The organism is Pseudomonas sp. LD120, assembly GCF_009861525.1.
Taxonomy (GTDB): domain Bacteria; phylum Pseudomonadota; class Gammaproteobacteria; order Pseudomonadales; family Pseudomonadaceae; genus Aquipseudomonas.
Genome location: NZ_WVHL01000005.1, coordinates 1,727,112 through 1,744,378 on the forward strand (window position 1 = coordinate 1,727,112; position 17,267 = coordinate 1,744,378).

Sequence of the window (17,267 nt, forward strand, 5' to 3'; positions counted from 1 at the left end):
CCAGGGGCTGCGGGTCATGTCAGAAGCGCAGGTTGGCCGCCAGCTCGGCGGAACGTCCAGGTGCGACGGTGGCGAACAGGCCAACGTGGGACGCGTCGTAGTAGGTCTTGTTGGCGAGGTTGAGCACGTTGAACTGCAGGTCCAGGTTCTTGTTCACGCGGTAAGCCGTCATGGCGTCGTAGCGCCAGTAGGCGTCGAGGCTGCGGGTGTTTTCATCGTTGGTGTAGCGTTTGCCCACGTAGTTGGCTCCGGCGCCGACCTTCCAGCGGTCGGTGAGCCTATAGGTGCTCCAGACCGAGCCACTGTTGGCGGCGATGAATTTTAGCTGATTGCCGTTATAGACGGACTCTGCGTCGGCGGCGTATTTCAGCGCCTTGGCATCCAGGTGGGTGTAGCCGGCCACCACTTCCCAGCGGTCGGTCAGGTGACCGGTGGTTTCCACTTCAAAGCCTTTGACTTCGACATTGCCGTCCAGGGTCGCGATGCCGGTGAGCGGATCGTAGGTGCGGGCGTTGTCTTTCTCGGTCTTGAACAGGGCGGCGGTCAGCGCCAGGCGTTCGTTGAGCAGGTCCCACTTGGTGCCCAGTTCGAGGCTGCGGCTTTTCTCCGGGGCCAGGTTACTCAACCGGCCGCCCGCCGGGCCATCGGCCCTGCCTGATTGCCCGGCGGTTTCGCCCGAGGGGTTGAAGGATGTGCCGTAGGCCAGGTAGACGCTGCCGTAGGGCACGGGCTTGAAGACGACACCGCTCTGGTAGGTCCACAGGTTGCTGCGGTTGCTTTGGCCCGGGTCACGGACGTGATAGGCGTCGTAGCGCAGGCCCAGGTTCAGGTCCCATTGCTCGTGCAGGGCGAGGGTGTCCATCACATAGAACGCGCGGTTGTTGTGTCGGGTGGTGGTGTGCTGGCCGTCGTCTCGTAGCACCGGGGCGAATGGGTCCTTGGGGTTGGGATGATGCAGGTCGCCGAGGTTGAGGCTCTTGGAGCTGGCGTAGCGATTCTTGACATCGATGCGTTCGCGGGAGAACTCCAGGCCGACGCTGTAGCGGTGGCCGATGGAACCGGTGTCGAACGAGCCGTAGAGGTCGGTCTGGTTGATCAGCGAGGTGTTGACCACGTTGCGCCCGCGCGCCGAGCGTTGCACCTGGTTGGCCTGCTCCTGCGGCGCCAGGGAGATCGGCCGGCTCATGACGTAGTCCTGCATGCTGCGGCCTTGGCGGGTGGTGTTGCGCAGGGTCAGGTGATCATTGATGTCATGTTCCAGTTGCAGGGTGGCCAGGTCCGCCGAGGTATTGCGGAAGTCGCGCTGGGTGAAGCCATAGAAATTGTCGCGGTCGACCTTGATCGGCTTGCCGGTGATTTCCGACACCGGGTGACCCTGGTCGGGCAGGTCGTCGGTTTGCAGGTGGTAATAGCTCAACGTGGCGCGGGTGTCGGTGTTCAGGCCGAAGGTCACGCTCGGTGCTACGCCCCAGCGCGACACTTGCACATGATCGCGGCCGGGGGTGTCGGCTTCGTGCTTCATGGCGTTCAGGCGCAGCGCCATGTTCTGTTCGGGCTGGTACTGGTTGAGGTCGACGGTGGTGCGCCGCAGCTGATCGGTGCCCAGGGTCAGGCTGCCGGTGGTGAAGGTTTGCGCCTGGGGCACCTTGCTGATCAGGTTCAGGGTGCCGCCGGTGGAGCCCCGCCCCGAGTAGGCCGAGCCTGGGCCTTTGACGATTTCGATTTGCTCGTAGTTGAACACTTCATGGTTCATGCGCCCGACGTCGCGAATGCCGTCGATCATGATGTCGGTGCTGGCTTCGAAGCCGCGGATGAACGGACGGTCGCCCAGCGGCGTGCCGCCTTCACCTGCACCGAAGGTGATGCCCGGTGTGTTGCGCAGGGCGTCGGTCAGGCTGGACACGGCGCGTTCCTGCATCAGGGTGTCGGTGATGATGGTCACCGACTTCGGGGTTTCCCGCAGCGGCGCGGTGAACTTCACTGAGCCTGAGGTCTCGCGTTTGTAGCCAGGTGAATGCTCCCCTTGCACATGGGTCGGGGCCAGGGTGACAGGAGTCGCCTCGCTGTAAGGCTTACTGTCTTCAGGGGTAGCTCCCAGGCTGGCCTCGCTGAGGGCCATCAGACCCAAAGAGGTGGACCACAACTTCCAGGGGTGTGGGCGGACGGGATTGGACATTGAGATAGAGCCTCCTTTTATTTGGAAGCGATTCTCATTCGAGAACTCATGTCATTCAATCAGATGGTTCTGAACAATGGTTGCGAAAAGTATAAGGGGGGGCACAGCGCAACTGGGCATTGCTGGCTGGGTCTGCTGTGCGGGGGCGGTGTGTTTTTCTGCTGCGGGCTGTTCTGTTTTTCCACCCGCCGTTGTTTTATGGTCGACCATCGCCCCAGGAGTTCAAGGATGAAGCCACACTTCGAAACCCCCAACCTGATCTTGCGCCCACGCACGCTTGAACACTTCGACGACTGCTTGCGCATGGACCTGGACCCTGAAGTCACGCGCTTCATCCCGGGGACCTGGGACGGTGGGCAATGGCATCGGGATTTCCTGCAGTCGCGCATGACTCAGGACTTTGGCCCGCGCTGCGGTTATTGGGCGATCTTCGCCAAGAAGGCCCCGGAGGAATTGCTGGGCTGGGTGTCGTTCATTCCCTTTGACGCCGTCGGGCCGGAGCTGGAAATGGGCTGGCGCCTGGTGCGGCGGGCCTGGGGGCGAGGCGTTGCCAGCGAGGCCGCGCGGCGGATTGTCGAGCATGCGTTTGCCGATCCGGCCGTGGAGCGGATCGTCGTCGATGCCCATGTCGATAACGCGGCGTCGTTGGCGGTGGCGCGCAAGATCGGTTTTCGCTTCACCCACGAGGCCGATTTCGAGGGCTTGCCTTGCCGCTTCTTTGCAATGACTCGCGAGGGCTTCCAGCAACAAGCGGTCGCTGGCTGAGGCGCGTTCAAGTGCGGGGCACCGCTAGCTGGTGCCCCGCAGGCTCGATGATGGCCGTCAGAGGTGACGGCTGACCCACCACAGCACCAGGAAGGCGATTGCGGCGGCCAGGGCCGCGAGCTGGAACAGATTGATCAGGCACTTCAGGCCCAGGGGGAATTTCCGGTAGTCCTTGGCGTTCATGCCGCCGCTGCGCAGGAACAAGTGGGGCATGGCGAACATGGCGCCGATGCACAGCAGCATGAAGAAGCGGCTCAGGGGATCCTTGCCCAGGAGTGGTAGGCGGATGGCGATGACCCGGCAGCGCGCCAGGTGCCTGACCATGTCATCGAGTCTGAAATAGCCCAGGTACACCTGGATCGTCAGGGACACCAGCCCGGACATGACCACCAGGACCCAACCCGCTGTGTAGATGTCTTTGGCGTTACACATATCTCTTCAGTGACCTCCTCAAGCTTCACGACCAGGCGTTCAGCGTATTGCTCCTCCTGTGAGCCCCGGCACGCAGGGCAGCCGGCCACCATACCACCCCGGGACGCGCGGCGGGCCGGGGCAGCGGCGCGCTGGCTAGTAGCGGGCGTTGCGCAGCCGGGCCGTTGCGACCATAGGCGCGGGTTTGTCCGGGCAACATGAGACGAGTACCAAAGGTGCGGGCGAGGGCTCTGGAGTGTCCGCAGCAGGTTGTCCTAGAGCTTGGCGCAACGCTCGATATCGGCCTGGGTGGCGACCTGGGTGTCGATGCCCAGACGGTATTTGCAGTAATCGATGATCATCTGCCGTTGTTCGTCGCTGAGTTTTTCCACGCGCCGGTAATCGCCGTCATTGGCGTGGATGTTGAAAAACTCCAGGCGCAGGGTCGGGGCTTGCTTGAGAAACCAGCGGGTGTGGGTTTCAGCCTCTTCCAGCTCGGTGTAGTAACCGACATTGAGCAGCAGCAACAGGATGAGGGCGAGCAGGAGCAGCAGTTTTTTCAAGGTTCGGCTCCTTCCGTGAGCGAGGGGCGCCCAGGGCGCGGGCGGCGCATGCTTGGCTGTTTTGCGCCGTTTGGCAAGCGTCTCGGGTCGCTGGGTGGGCGCAGGCATCCTGGCCCGGGTTGCATCCGGGTTCAGCAAGCAGACAGTTGCCAGCTGTTAAAAAGATCGGCACGCCAAGCAGGAGCGAGGCGCTAACAGGGGGCAAATGGCTTGCTGCGGATGCACGGCAGATCGCCAAGAGTCTGTCGTGGCCAGTGGCCCGAGGCATCGGCTGGCAAGCCTCAAGGGCGATCTTCGGATCGCTCTTTTTTCTGTTCATCCGGCTGCCTGGCCGAGGCTTCAGACCAGCCCCAGGGCATTGGGCCGCGAGTTGGGGAGCACTTCCTGCACCTGGGCGCCCGTCAGCCCTCCGGTTGTGGCCGTCGCGCCTGAGCCAGGTAATGGGCGGCGCTTGGGGCTGGGGCTTGGCGGCCTGGGCAAGGATCGGCAGGAACACGGCCAGCGCGCTCCACAGGTACAGACAACGATGCAACGTATGGGCCTGCATGGTCGGTTTTCCGGATGGAGAGGGCAGCGGTTTAGCGTCGCAGTGCGCCCCGGCTGAGCGCGACCTTCCAGGGCCGGTCGCTCTAGATCGGGTGTTTCAGCGAAGCGTTCGGGCGCTGGCCGGCGACCGTTCGTCCGACGGATGGAATTGGCAAGCACCAGTCACTGCGTCATGCTGTCGACGGATGTCGTAATGCCATTGCTTCAAGGTTCGGCCCGGTTTCCGGGCGTCGTTATATCCCCACGTGGGTGAGATAGGTTTCTGATGAGTGTGTTGATCCTGCCCGAGACGGCGTATGCCCGATAAGGCGTTGGCCGAAGAGCAGCGTCTGGCCGCCTTGTATGCCCTGGAACTGCTGGATACGGCCCGCAGTGAATGCTTTGACCGTATCTGTCGCTTGGCTGCCGAGTATTTCAAGGTGCCCACAGCCCTGATTACCCTGGTGGACCGTGATCGGCAGTGGTTCAAATCGCGGATAGGCTTCGATCTTCAACAGACCCCCATCGAGCAATCGTTCTGCGCCTACACGATCAAATCCGATGATGTGTTTGAAGTAGAAAACGCCCGTCAGGATGTGCGATTTCACGCTAACCCGTTGGTTACTGACGATCCGAACATCGGCTTTTACGCCGGTGCGCCGTTGATCACCTCCACCGGCCACGCCATCGGCAGCCTGTGCGTCATCGATAAACAGCCCCATTGTTTGAATGCCATGGAGCGTCAGCAACTGCGCGACTTGGCGTCGCTGGTCATGGAGCACATAGAGCAGCGCCAGCGGTTGACCCGTCGCGACCCGGTCAGTCGATTGCCCAACCGTGAGCAGTTTCAGAATGATCTATACGACTTGGCGGACCAGCATCCTGGCGAACAGCGGGTGCTGGTGTTGCTGGATGCGGTTGATAAGACCCTGGCTCACGAGTTGACCCTGGCCATGGGCATGGCGCCCTTCGATACCATTGTGCGTTTTCTCGCCCAGCAACTGCTCACCTACTTGGGGCGGCATGTGCGGGTGTACCACGTCTCGGTCAAGCGCTTCGGCTTTCTGTTGCCGGTGGCCCCCGGAGTCGAACGTTTTCTGGAGGGCTTGGTGCGACGTTTACGCCGCCAGCCGCCGGGGTTGGAATTGCCGATGGTGCCTGGGGTATGTGCCGGGGTCGTGGCGTTTTCCACAGATCGCGATGCGGTGCCGGATGTGCTGCGCAAGGCCATGTTCGCCCTGGAACTGGCGACCCTGAACCGCAGCACCTGGGCGCCCTACGATGTGGTGCGTGACCAAGCCTATCGACGTGCTTTCAACCTGGCCTCGGACATCGGCGAAGCCTTGAGCAGCGGGCAGATCTACTTGATGTTCCAACCGCGCTTCGCCCTGCCCGATGGCGCTCAGGTCAGTGCCGAGGCGCTGATCCGTTGGGATCATCCGTGGCTGGGGCCGATTTCCCCTGCTGAGTTCATACCGGTCATGGAGCGCAATGCCTTGATTCACCAGGTGACGCATTGGGTGATCAACGCGGTGCTGCATAAGCTGGGCAGTTGGAACCCTTGTGATGTGCGACGACTGTCGATCAACCTGTCGCCCCAGGATTTTGAAGACCAGGACATTGCCGACGTGCTCAAGACCGCGTGTCAGCGGCATGGCATCGACCCCAGCCGTCTGGAGGTGGAAATCACCGAAGGCGCCTGGCTGCGCTCGAATCCCCGGGTGCTGGAGCAGTTGAGCAAGATTCGCGCCTTGGGCATGGATGTGGCGATCGATGATTTTGGCAGCGGTTACAGCAACTTCGCCTACCTGCACCAGATTCCGGCGAATGTGGTGAAGCTCGACAAATCGATGATCACTGATCTTGAGAGCAGCGCTCAGCACCAGAAGATCACCCGCTCGGTGATTGCCCTGGCCCGTGAGCTGGGCTATCGCACCGTGGCCGAGGGCATTGAAAGCTTCCAGTGCCTGCGGATCTTGCGGGGCTTTGGCTGCGACGAAGCCCAGGGCTATTTCCTGGCTCGACCGTTGCCCCAGGAAAAGTTCCTTGCCCACAGCAGGGCTCAGTGTTTTCCGTTACAGCAAGGCTATTAATTGCGGCCCCTATAGCCGCTGCCGGAGGGTGCGATCGGCCCGAAGGGGCGCAAAAATCCTGAGGGTTTCAGGGTTTCAGGGTTTCAGGGTTTCAGGGTTTGATGGTTGATCGCCAAGCAAGGCCCTGGGGGCCTTTGCGCAGCTTCGCAAGCTCAGCAGCGGCTACAGGCTTTGTGGCCGCTGCCGGAGGGTGCGATCAGGCAGAAGGGACGTAAAAATCCTGAGGGTTTCAGGGTTGATCGCCAAGCAAGGCCCTGGGGGCCTTTGCGCAGCTTCGCAAGCTCAGCAGCGGCTACAGGTTTTGTAGCCGCTGCCGCAGGCTGCGAACGAGCTGCAAGCTCATGGCGGTTTTATGGCGGCGCAGTCCCTGCGGCTACCGCGCCACCTCTAACGCTGCGCCGCCACCAGCAACAGCATCGGTCGCTCCTGCTCCTCCGCCAGCGCCGGCAGGTCCTCCACCTGCTGCGCCGTGGGGCCCCACTCCTGCACATGGCGAAGGTTGAAACCTGTGTCGATCAGGGTGTTGAGCAGGGTGCCGAGGGTGCGGTGCTGTTTGATCACCCCTTCGGCCAGCCAATGAGTGACCCGTTCACCTTCCCGTTGGTAGCTGTCCAGCGGCCAGGACTTGTGGCCTTGAGCGTCCACCTGCCAACCCGGGTTGCGCGGCGCCATGAAGATCGGGTGTTCGATGGAGAACACCAGGCGTGCCCCCGGCACCAGCGCACCATAGACCTGGGCGAACAGGCCGGACAGGTCCTTGATGTAGTGCAGGGCCAGGGAGCTGTAGGCCAGGTCGAAGCTGAGGCTGGGCAGGCTCAGGTGTTCCAGGTCGGCCCGCTGATAATCGATGTTGGGTGCCGAGGTGCTGGCGCGGGCGGTGGCCAGCATCTTTTCCGAGACGTCCAGGCCCAGCACCTGGCGGGCGCCGTGCTCGCTGGCCCAGCGGCTGAACCAGCCATAGCCGCAGCCCAGGTCCAGCACCCGCAGGTCATGCATCGGTGGCAGCAGGGCTTGCAGGGCCGGCCATTCCGGTGCGGCGTCGAGGCCGCCGACGGAGCGTCCCAGCTGGCTGTAGCCCTGGAAAAAGGTCGGATCATCGTAAATGTTCTGAGTCATGGGTAGAGGCTCTTTCAGGTTCATATGCAGCCCTGTGGCAGAGGGCAGTTGTGCAGTTGAAACGGCTGAGGGGCTTCTCCCTCGGAGGGCACGACGGATGCTCGTCGATGGCCAGGCTCGGTGACTGAAACCGGGAAAGGCTAGCGATTTTTTTAGCGTCTGGGGGCACGCCAGCGTTATGAATGTGTAACGCATGACAGGCAGGCGGCGGGCTTGCGCAGTAAATTGCAGGCACAAAAAAACCGGCCATCGGACCGGTTTTCTGTTTTCGCATCCTTCGTCATGCTGGCTGACGCGGGGGCTTCTAATACTTGGAGCGGGTGAAGGGAATCGAACCCTCGTTATCAGCTTGGGAAGCTGGAGTAATGCCATTATACGACACCCGCTCGAACGGCTGACTTTGTACCAGATGTGGCTGCGGATTTGAAGTTTTTCTTTAGCTGACCTGTGTTTGCAGGTTTTTCAAGGTTGTGACAGTTCCGTGAGTCGGTCGTGAAAACATGGGGTTTTCACGGCCGACTCACGGTCTGCGATGACGCGCTTTCAGATAGCCAGTGCATGCTGATCCTGTACGTAGTGGTAACGCGGACGGCTGTCGTACTGACTCGGTTTAAGGAAGCTCAGCAGCGCTTGGCGACTGTCGCGGCAGGCCGCCTTGTGTTCCATATCGAGGAAGTGCCCGGTGGCCTGAATGGTGTTGAAGCTGGCTTGTTGCACATGGTCGGCGAACAGCTTGGCATCGTTGGCCGAGGTGTACTCGTCCCACTCACCGTTGAGGAACAGCACCGGCACCTGGATGTTCTTCGCCGCCCGCAAGTAGCACTGCCGGTCGCCGTTGAGCACATGGCTGATGTGGAAGTGCATCTGTCCGTACTCGTGCTCCGCCAGGCTGCTGACGTGGCGATAGTTGTAACGCTTGAACAGCGAGGGCAGGTGTTTGCCGATGGTGTCGTTGACCAGGTGGCCGACGCGGTGGCGGTCGAGGTTGCCAAGGTAGTCGACACCGCGCTCCAGGTAGTCGCGCATCGGTTCGTTGATCACCGGCGAAAATGAGCTGATCACCGCTTTCTCGATACGCCGTGGACGCTGGGCCAGGGCCTGCAAGGCAGCGGCGCCGCCCCAGGAAAACGACAGCACGTGCTCGGCACCGAAGTGTTCGATCAACTCCAGGAGGATCTGTCCCTCCACTTCCTTGGTGAGCATCCGTTCGTGCTTGTTGTGGGTCTTGGATCGGCCCGCATAGGGCTGGTCATAGAGCACTACGTTGAATTGCGGGTGCAGGTTTTTCACGGTTTGGGCAAACGACGCAGTGGTGGCCATCGAGCCGTTGACCAGAATGATGGTCTTGTCTGCGGCATCTGCGCGATAAAACTCCGTGTAAACCCGATACTGACCTTGTATATCCAGCACAGCGATTTCTGGCCTCATGTCATAAGACTCCTGGCAAGCGGGTATGCGCGCAACTTGAGTGTGCACGGGCAATGTGACAGGTAGGCATACGCCTGGAATGGGGGCCCATGTCGATCCGGTAAGGCAGGTCGACGGGTGTTGTTATAGGTGGGCGCTTTACCGGGGAAATGCAGAGCAGGCAGGGCTCAGGCCGGCAAAAGGTTTCTTAGATGTTTTGGGTGACTCATCGGTCACAATTCGGCCGACGGACTGATTCAAGCAGGGCAACCGCGAACCCGCAAGTGCTCTGGATAAATTGTTCGACAGTCTCTGCCCAGCGGTCGTGCATGGGGAGGAAGGCGTCAGATCAAGCGGATTTCGTCTGCGCTGAGGGCGCGGTATGCCCCGGGAGCGAGGTGTTCATCCAGCACCAGCGGCCCCATGCGTTCACGGTGCAGGCGCACGACCTTGTTGTTGAAGTGGCCGAACATGCGTTTGACCTGGTGATAGCGGCCTTCGACGATGCTCAGCCTGGCGCTGCGGGGGCCGAGAATCTGCAGGTGGGCGGGCAGGGTGGTGAGGTTCTCGAAGGCAAAGTACAGGCCCTGGGCGAAGGTCTCGACATACTCGGGGCCGATCTCTTGTTCGGTTTCTACATAGTAGAGCTTGGGCAGTTTGGTCTGCGGTTGGGTCAAGCGTCGCGACCAACTGCCGTCGTTGGTGATCAGCATCAGTCCGGTGGTGTTGTAATCCAGGCGTCCGGCAATGTGCAGCTCTTGCGGGTCCGGCTCGTGGATCAGCTCAAGCACGGTCTTGTGCTCGGGGTCACGGGTGGCACTGACGCAGCCCATGGGTTTATGCAGCATGAAGTAGCGCGCCGGTTTGCCGGCTTGCAGCACTTCGTCATCCAACTCCACTCGGCTGAACGCACGAACCTCGGCCTTGGGATCGCTGATCCACTGGCCGTCGATACGGAGGCGCCGTTGCACCAGTAACAGGCGCACCTGTTGGCGGTTGAAGCGCGGCAGGTTGCTGAGGAAACGGTCAATGCGCATGGTGTTCGGCAGTCGTTGGCACCGTGAGTGCTCTCATGGGCGGTCCACGCTGTCGGCGCGCAGTTGGGCTTCGACCCCGGCGCAGCGCGGGCACAGGCAAGACTGATTGCGCAGCTCCGGCGCCAAGGCCTTGATGACCGCCGGATCGATGCTCACGCTGTAGCACCAGCAGGCTTGGCTGGCGCTGCGCGGGTCGGCCAGCACACAGTCATTGCGGGCCCCACAGGCGGGGCAAAGGTCAGGTCTATTCATGGCTGGAGTGGGGTATTTCCACGCAGGTTCGATTGCGTCCGGTCTGCTTGGCGCGGTACATCGCGTGGTCGGCACGGGACAGCAGGCTGTGGAGGGTGTCTGCCGATTGCAGGATGGTCAAGCCGATGCTGACGGTCACTTGCAACTGCTGGCCTTCATAGTGGTAGTGCTGTTGCTCGATCAGCAGGCGGATCTTCTCGGCAATGCCCAGGGCCATGGTGCTGTCGGTGTCCTTGAGTAGGACGATGAACTCCTCGCCGCCCCAGCGACAGACAATGTCGGACTGGCGCAGGCAGCCTTGCAGGTCTCGGGCGAAGCCGCTGAGCACTTGATCGCCCGCCAGGTGGCCGTAGGTGTCATTGAGGCGCTTGAAGTGATCCAGATCCAGCAGTAGCGCGCTGAGGGGCGTCAGGTCGCGCCGCGCTTCTTGCAGGGCTTGGGCCGCCAGCAGGTCAAAACCGCGTCGATTCGGCAGACGGGTGAGGCTGTCGAGGGTGGCCTGGGTCTCGATCCGGCGTTGGTAGCGGCGCACCACGGTGCTCAGCAGAATCAGCACGATGGCGGTAATCACCAGGCAGATCAGCAGGTTCAGGTACAGAGAGTGGCGAATGCCGTTGAGGGCGCCGTCCTCGCGTTTATCCACGAACAGGTACCAGTTCAGCTCGGGAATAAAGCGCACATTGAGGAAGTGACTCTGACCCTGGCTGGAATATTCGAAGCTGCCGCTGTGGGGCTTGGGCAGTTGCTGCATCAGTTCCTTTAGGCTTTCCAGCTTGTGCAGCGACTGGCCACTGCGCGCGCCTTGGGGCCCGCCGTCGGCGCCGGTGAGGACAATGCGGCCGAAGGTGTCGACGAAATACACACTGCGCTGATAGCGCTGCTGATACTTGTCGATCAGCTTGACCACCGCGTCCACCGTCAGACCGACTCCGGCTGCGCCGATGAAACGGTCCTGGTAGTCGTAGACCTTGTAATTGATGAAGAAGGTCAGCTTGTCCTGATTGGCCAGGTCCGGATCGACGTTAATTTCGTAGGGCGCGGCCATGTCGCGCACGCGAAAGTACCAAATGTCTCGGGGCTCATTGATGTTGATCTTCTTTAACACGCCCTTGGCCTGGTAGTAGGTGAGGCTGGTGTTGGAGACAAAGAACGCGGTGTAGGCGTCGTAGTGGGTCATGACTTCGTTGAGGTAGCGAATCATCTGGCTGGGATCGCGCTCGCCAGCCACCACCCAGTCACGCATGAACGTGTCGCGGGCCATCATCGAGGAGATGAGGATCGGTCGAACCAGGTCTTTCTGGATTTCCGAGTACACGGTGTCGGAGGTCAGCGGTAGTTCGGTATTGATGATGCTGTCGCGGATCGAGTTCCGTGAGGCGTAGTAGCTGAGCAGCGAGGTGGCAAGGAAGCCGCTGCCCAGTAGACCGATAAGCACCAGCACCAGCGAACGTTGAGAATACAAGGGAGAACGAAGCGGCATGGTGATTCCGTGTTAATGGCCTGATGACGCATTCTAGTGGCAGCGCCCGGAAATAACTCGCTCATCACGCGACGAAATTGTGGTGCTTGGACAATCGACGCGGGCCTTGAAGGCTGTGGCTTGGCGGTCGTTCGGTATATTTTTTTGGCGCTGGAAAACAGGCGCGCGGGGTGCGTTCGAGAGTTGTATCAAGGTATTGCAAAAATTGCACTGCAAGGGCTTTTTGTGGTCTTACATTGCGTCAGTCAGCCTGTTGCTGATTGCCGCCTGCCAGCGTCGCTGGCGTGGCTTCTTCGCGGTCCAGGAGGCCGCTATGCATCGTCGAATTCTACTGATTGCGTTACTGGGTTTGAGCCTTTCTGCGTGTGCTCCGTACTACGGCGCAGATACCCGCTATTACCGCTCAGACATCTACAGCTCCCCCGCGCCCGTCTATGAATACGGTGGCGGATCGTCCTATTACTCCACGGGTCGTGGTGACTACACCCACCGTTACTACCAGGTTGCGCCACGTTATTACCCGCCCGCCACGGGCTATTATCCGTCGCCGCGCGCGAGGTATCGGCCTTATCCGAGCCCCGGGCGCGCCGGGCATGACCGGCACAGTAACGCCGGCAGTCGAGATTGGGGCGGACACGGCGGGCGTGATTCTCATGGCCACGGTGACCGTGGCCGGGGGGATCGCGGTCACTGGTAGCGAACCCCGCAGCCGCTTTTGCCGGCAGCGGGCGCATGTTCCGCCGACCTTGACCTTGCTGGCGACCGCGGCTGATCAGTAGTCCGTCAGGTCTGCCAGGGGATGGCGACCTTCCCAGGCCTTGTGAAAGTGCGCCTCCACCACCGCTTCCGGCACGCTGTTGATATCAGCCCAATGCCAGTGCGGTTGCTGATCCTTGTCGATCAGGCGGGCGCGCACACCTTCGGCAAATTCCGGGTGCCGGCAGCAGTTCAGGCTCAGGGTGTATTCCATCTGGAACACTTCGGCAAGGGACAGATAGCGGGCGCGGCGGATCTGTTCCCACAGCAGGTGCGCAGTCAGCGGGCAACCTTCGCTGAGGGTTTTGGCCGCACGGCTATAAAGCGGGTCGGCGTGACTGCGTAATGGGCTGATGGCACGCCAGGCACTGCTCACATCACTGACATCCAACCATTGATCGATCTGCTGCCGGCGCGGCAGCCACTGGGCTTCGGGCATCTGCTCCAGTGCTTCCTGTTGCAGGGCCTTGAGCAGGCTGTTGAGTTGCCTCGGGGTTTGTTCCTGCCAGTTCAATTGCAGCAGGCCCTCGATCAACGCTTCTTGCTGTTCATCCAGCAAGAAGCGGTCGGCAAGGTTCAGATCCAGGGCGTCGCGACCGTTCATATGGGCGCCGGTGAGACCGAGAAACAGCCCGAGCTTGCCGGGCATTCGTGAAAGGAACCAACTGGCGCCCACATCGGGGTACAGGCCGATGCTGATTTCTGGCATCGCCAGACGACTGCTGGGGGTGACGATGCGAATGTTCGCGCCTTGCAGCAGCCCCATACCGCCGCCGAGCACATAGCCGTGGCCCCAGCAGATCAGCGGCTTGGGGTAGGTGTGCAAGCGATAGTCGAGACGATATTCAGCGGCGAAAAAATGCCCGGCCAAGGCGGGCACCTCGCCCGGGTGATCCAGGCAGGCCTGAGCCAGGCTGCGCACCTCGCCACCGGCGCAGAAGGCCTTGGCACCGTTGCCTCGCAGCAGTACGCAGACCACTTGCGGATCTTTGGCCCAGGCGTCGAGGTGTTCGCTAAGCCGCTGGATCATGGACAGAGACAGGGCGTTGAGGGATTTTTCCGCATCCAGGGTGGCAATGGCGATGCGTGCGCCATCGGTGCCGGTGAGTTCTTCGACGTGCAGGTTCATCGTGACCTCGATGGAGAATATGAGCGATTAGTATGATCGCTGGTAGGGAAAGTGCCGGTTCTGTGTCAGATCAATTGACAAGCGAAGTCGGCTTTTCTAGGGTGCGGCCACTGTTTTTTCACGGGCATGGCCATGACTGCTGACGATCGTATCAAACTCGAACCGAGCTGGAAGGCGGCGCTGCGTGCTGAATTCGAGCAGCCCTACATGACCGAGCTGCGGGCTTTTCTGCGCCAGGAACATGCAGCTGGCAAGGAAATCTATCCGCCGGGTCCGATGATCTTCAATGCCTTGAATTCAACGCCGCTGGATCAGGTGAAGGTGGTGATCCTCGGTCAGGATCCTTATCACGGGCCGGGTCAGGCCCATGGCCTGTGCTTCTCGGTGCAGCCCGGGGTGCCAGCACCGCCGTCGCTGGTGAACATCTACAAAGAGCTCAAGCGCGACTTGAATATCGATATTCCCAACCACGGCTACCTGCAAAGTTGGGCCGACCAGGGCGTGTTGATGCTTAACACCACCATGACCGTGGAGCGGGCCAATGCTGCGTCCCATGCCGGTAAGGGCTGGCAGTTCTTCACCGACCGGATCATCGAAGTGGTCAGCGAACACCAGCCGCACCTGGTGTTCCTGCTATGGGGCGCCCATGCCCAGAGCAAGCAGAAACTGATCGATGCCACCAAACACCTGGTGCTGACCTCGGTACATCCCTCGCCTTTGTCGGCGTACCGTGGCTTTCTCGGTTGCGGGCATTTCAGCCGCACCAACAAGTTTCTTGAGCAGAACGGCGAGACGCCGATTGAGTGGCGCTTGCCACCGTTGTGAAAAAAAACAGGGCTTGGGAGGAGAGGCAGGGCCTTTGAAGGCGCTAAAGGTTCGCTGGGCGAGCGTCAGGCAAGGTCCTGCGGAGCTTTTCGCCGCGTGCCCGGAGTCAGCAGCGGGTGCTGAGTCGGGTGTAGCCGCTGCCGCAGGTTGCGTATGGCCCGAAGGGGGCCGGGTGAAGGCCATGCGTAGCGGCTACAAGGGCCCCTTGTTCCAATGACGGAATAACGGTTCAGCGAGAAACAGCACGAACAATAACCTCATCACCTGCATCGCGGTCACCAGAGGCACCGACAGTTGCAGGGTCTCGGCGGTCAGGCTCATTTCCGCGATGCCGCCGGGCATCATGCCCAGGGTCAACGAGCGCAAGTCCAGGTGGGTCAGCACGCTCAGGGCCAGGGCCGCGAGGCTGGCGATCAGCATGCTCAAGGTGCTGCCAATCAGGGTCCGGCCCATGAACGACGGCGCCTGGCGAAAGAACTGCCGATTGAAGTGACAGCCCAAGCCACTGCCGATCAGCCACTGGCCCAATTGGCTGGCGCCATCAGGCAGGCCGATGTGCAGGTCGTAAGCAATGCTCAAGGTGGCGCTGATCAGCAAGGGCCCGAACAACCAGGGATTGGGCTGGCGCAGACGCTGCCAGAGCCAGGCCAGCAGCGCACCCGCCGGGAACAGCAGGGCCAGCCACGTCCAGTCCACGGTGCTTGCATGCAGCGCCGGGGTGCCTTCCCCCAGCAGATACTTGAAGGCCGCCGGCACACACAGCACCACGGTCAGTACCCGCAGACTCTGTCCGGCAGCTACGCGGCTGAGCTGCGCACCATTGCGGGCGCCGAGATTGACCATCTCCCCGGACCCGCCAGGCATGCTGGAGAAGAACGCCGTCGCCCGGTCTTCTCCCGTGCGCCGCAGCCACCAGACCCCGATCACGCTGGACAGGCTGGTGACCAGGGCGCCGAAGAAGATCAGGCCGAAATGACTCATGACCTGCGCCATCACCAAGGGCGTGAAGTGCAGGCCGATGCCGATTCCCACCACCCACTGACCGCATTTGCGTCCGCCGGGGATTTCCGCCAACTGCCAGGGGGTCAGGCAGCGCACCAGGATGATTGCCAGTAGCGAGCCGACCATCCAGGGCAGTGGCCAACCGATCTGGCTGGCGAGGTAACCGCCAGCCAGACCGACCAGGGGCGTACCCCACCAGTGTTTGAGGCGGACCTCAGGCATCGGCAACGGCACGTTGCTGGGCAGCACGCTTGCGCCAGATCCGCAGTATCGGCACCAGCAGCATGATCCCCGTCAGTACCCAGACCCCAAGGGTGATCGGGCTCGACCAGAGGATCTCCAGCGCGCCGTTGGAAATCGACAGCGCACGGCGCAGGTTCTGCTCCATCAAACCGCCGAGGATGAAGCCCAGCAGCACGGGCGACAGTGGGAAGTCGAGCTTGCGCAGGATGTAGCCGAAGATCCCGATGGCGATCATCAGGAACAGGTCGAAGGTGGTGGCGTGCACCGCATAGACGCCGATCCCGGTGATGATGGCGATTACCGGCACCAGCGCCCAGTTCGGCACGGCGAGGATACGGGTAAAGACGCGGATCATTGGGATGTTGAGGATCACCAGCATGACGTTGGCGATGAACAGCGAGGCGATCAGCCCCCAGACGATATCCGGCTGCTGCTGGAACAACAGCGGACCGGGGGTGATGTTGTACAGCGACAGGGCGCCGATCATCACTGCGGTGGTGCCAGAGCCTGGAACCCCCAGCGTCAGCATGGGCACCAGGGCGCCGCAAGCGGCACCACCGATGGCAGTTTCCGGCGCGGCCAGCCCGCGCTTGTCGCCCTGGCCGAAGGTGCCGCTGGCGCCGGCGATGCGTTTTTCGGTCATGTAGGCCACGGCGCTGGCCAGGGTCGCCCCGGCACCGGGCAGCACGCCCATGATGAAGCCCAGCACGCCACAGCGCACGTTTACCGCAAATACCGACGCGGCTTCCTTGACGTTGAACATCATGCGTCCGGTGGCCTTTACCGCTTCCTGGCCACGATGGGTTTTCTCCAGCAGCAACAAAATCTCGCTGATGGAGAACAGGCCCAGAACCAGAACCACGAACTGGATGCCGTCGGTGAGGTGGATGTTGTCTCCGGTGAAGCGGTACACGCCACTATTGGCGTCGATGCCCACCGTTGACAGGAACAGGCCGATCAGCGCGGCGATGAAGGTCTTCAGCGGTCGGTCGCCGGCCATGCCGCCGAGGCAGACAATGGCGAACACCATGAGCACGAAGTACTCCGCCGGGCCGAAGGCGATCGCCCATTTCGCCAGCAACGGGGCGAACAGCACCATGCCGCAGGTGGCGATGAAGGCGCCAATGAACGAGCTCCACGCCGACAGCGACAGGGCCACGCCGGCCAGGCCTTTACGGGCCATGGGGTAGCCGTCGAGGGTGGTCATCACGGTGGAGGCTTCGCCGGGAATATTGAGCAGGATCGAACTGATACGTCCGCCGTATTCGCAACCCAGGTACACCGCTGCCAGCAGAATCAGCGCCGATTCCGGCGGCAGGCCGAGGGCGAAAGCAATGGGGATCAGTAGCGCGACGCCGTTGATCGGGCCCAGGCCCGGCAACAGGCCGACTACGGTGCCGATCAGGGTGCCGGACAGGGCGGTGACCAGGTTGTACGGGGTCAGCGCGACGCCGAATCCGTGGCCCAGATAACTGAGGGTATCCATA

General features: G+C 61.6%; 15 protein-coding genes and 1 tRNA gene. 4 read left to right on the forward strand and 12 right to left on the reverse strand.

The features are described 5' to 3' along the window. Positions 1–19: 19 nt before the first annotated feature. Positions 20–2,176 (reverse strand): TonB-dependent siderophore receptor, encoded by a 2,157-nt coding sequence (locus PLD_RS22235; RefSeq protein WP_159896557.1) that lies wholly within the window; start codon positions 2,174–2,176, stop codon positions 20–22. Positions 2,177–2,404: 228 nt separating this feature from the next. Between PLD_RS22235 and PLD_RS22240 the strand changes: the two genes are divergently transcribed. Continuing rightward, complete coding sequence (locus tag PLD_RS22240) at positions 2,405–2,941, forward strand: GNAT family N-acetyltransferase (protein ID WP_159896559.1); 537 nt, start codon at positions 2,405–2,407, stop codon at positions 2,939–2,941. Positions 2,942–2,998: 57 nt separating this feature from the next. Here the strand turns inward: PLD_RS22240 and PLD_RS22245 are convergent, their stop codons facing one another. Both PLD_RS22245 and PLD_RS22250 read right to left on the reverse strand, forming a co-directional pair. Continuing rightward, positions 2,999–3,373, reverse strand: coding sequence for a hypothetical protein (locus tag PLD_RS22245; protein ID WP_159896561.1), 375 nt, complete (start codon positions 3,371–3,373; stop codon positions 2,999–3,001). A 254-nt stretch (positions 3,374–3,627) separates the two neighbouring features. Then, complete coding sequence (locus PLD_RS22250; RefSeq protein WP_159896563.1) at positions 3,628–3,915, reverse strand: hypothetical protein; 288 nt, start codon at positions 3,913–3,915, stop codon at positions 3,628–3,630. A gap of 842 nt (positions 3,916–4,757) precedes the next feature. Here PLD_RS22250 and PLD_RS22255 point away from each other — a divergent pair. Continuing rightward, positions 4,758–6,533 carry a sensor domain-containing phosphodiesterase gene (locus tag PLD_RS22255; RefSeq protein WP_159896565.1) on the forward strand — a complete coding sequence of 592 codons (1,776 nt, stop codon included), beginning with the start codon at positions 4,758–4,760 and terminating at the stop codon, positions 6,531–6,533. Between the two features lie 387 nt (positions 6,534–6,920). Here the strand turns inward: PLD_RS22255 and PLD_RS22260 are convergent, their stop codons facing one another. The 6 genes from PLD_RS22260 to PLD_RS22285 form a co-directional block, all read right to left on the reverse strand. Then, the gene (locus PLD_RS22260; protein ID WP_159896567.1) at positions 6,921–7,649 is read right to left on the reverse strand and encodes a bifunctional 2-polyprenyl-6-hydroxyphenol methylase/3-demethylubiquinol 3-O-methyltransferase UbiG; all 729 of its coding nucleotides are present in this window, start codon (positions 7,647–7,649) and stop codon (positions 6,921–6,923) included. A gap of 312 nt (positions 7,650–7,961) precedes the next feature. Then, positions 7,962–8,035 (reverse strand) — tRNA-Gly (locus tag PLD_RS22265). A 157-nt stretch (positions 8,036–8,192) separates the two neighbouring features. Next, a complete protein-coding gene (locus PLD_RS22270) occupies positions 8,193–9,077 on the reverse strand; it encodes an alpha/beta fold hydrolase (RefSeq protein WP_159896569.1) in 885 nt (294 codons plus the stop codon). A 323-nt stretch (positions 9,078–9,400) separates the two neighbouring features. Further along, positions 9,401–10,093: a 16S rRNA pseudouridine(516) synthase gene (locus tag PLD_RS22275; protein ID WP_159896571.1), complete on the reverse strand. Its 693-nt coding sequence runs from the start codon at positions 10,091–10,093 to the stop codon at positions 9,401–9,403. Between the two features lie 33 nt (positions 10,094–10,126). Continuing rightward, complete coding sequence (locus tag PLD_RS22280; RefSeq protein ID WP_159896573.1) at positions 10,127–10,345, reverse strand: cysteine-rich CWC family protein; 219 nt, start codon at positions 10,343–10,345, stop codon at positions 10,127–10,129. Next, positions 10,338–11,825 (reverse strand): sensor domain-containing diguanylate cyclase, encoded by a 1,488-nt coding sequence (locus tag PLD_RS22285; protein ID WP_159896575.1) that lies wholly within the window; start codon positions 11,823–11,825, stop codon positions 10,338–10,340. Before PLD_RS22285 ends, PLD_RS22280 begins: the two co-directional genes overlap by 8 nt. Positions 11,826–12,138: 313 nt before the next feature. Between PLD_RS22285 and PLD_RS22290 the strand changes: the two genes are divergently transcribed. Next, complete coding sequence (locus PLD_RS22290) at positions 12,139–12,522, forward strand: hypothetical protein (RefSeq protein WP_159896577.1); 384 nt, start codon at positions 12,139–12,141, stop codon at positions 12,520–12,522. Between the two features lie 75 nt (positions 12,523–12,597). Here PLD_RS22290 and PLD_RS22295 read toward each other — a convergent pair whose 3' ends face one another. After that, a complete protein-coding gene (locus tag PLD_RS22295) occupies positions 12,598–13,710 on the reverse strand; it encodes an enoyl-CoA hydratase/isomerase family protein (protein ID WP_159896579.1) in 1,113 nt (370 codons plus the stop codon). A gap of 132 nt (positions 13,711–13,842) precedes the next feature. On the opposite strand from PLD_RS22295, the gene ung reads away from it, so the two are divergent. After that, positions 13,843–14,535 carry a uracil-DNA glycosylase gene (ung, locus tag PLD_RS22300; protein WP_159896581.1) on the forward strand — a complete coding sequence of 231 codons (693 nt, stop codon included), beginning with the start codon at positions 13,843–13,845 and terminating at the stop codon, positions 14,533–14,535. Positions 14,536–14,727: 192 nt separating this feature from the next. Here ung and PLD_RS22305 read toward each other — a convergent pair whose 3' ends face one another. Continuing rightward, complete coding sequence (locus PLD_RS22305; protein WP_159898189.1) at positions 14,728–15,759, reverse strand: AbrB family transcriptional regulator; 1,032 nt, start codon at positions 15,757–15,759, stop codon at positions 14,728–14,730. Next, positions 15,752–17,266: a tripartite tricarboxylate transporter permease gene (locus PLD_RS22310; protein WP_159896583.1), complete on the reverse strand. Its 1,515-nt coding sequence runs from the start codon at positions 17,264–17,266 to the stop codon at positions 15,752–15,754. The genes PLD_RS22305 and PLD_RS22310 overlap by 8 nt, the downstream gene beginning before the upstream one ends. Position 17,267 lies beyond the last annotated feature (1 nt).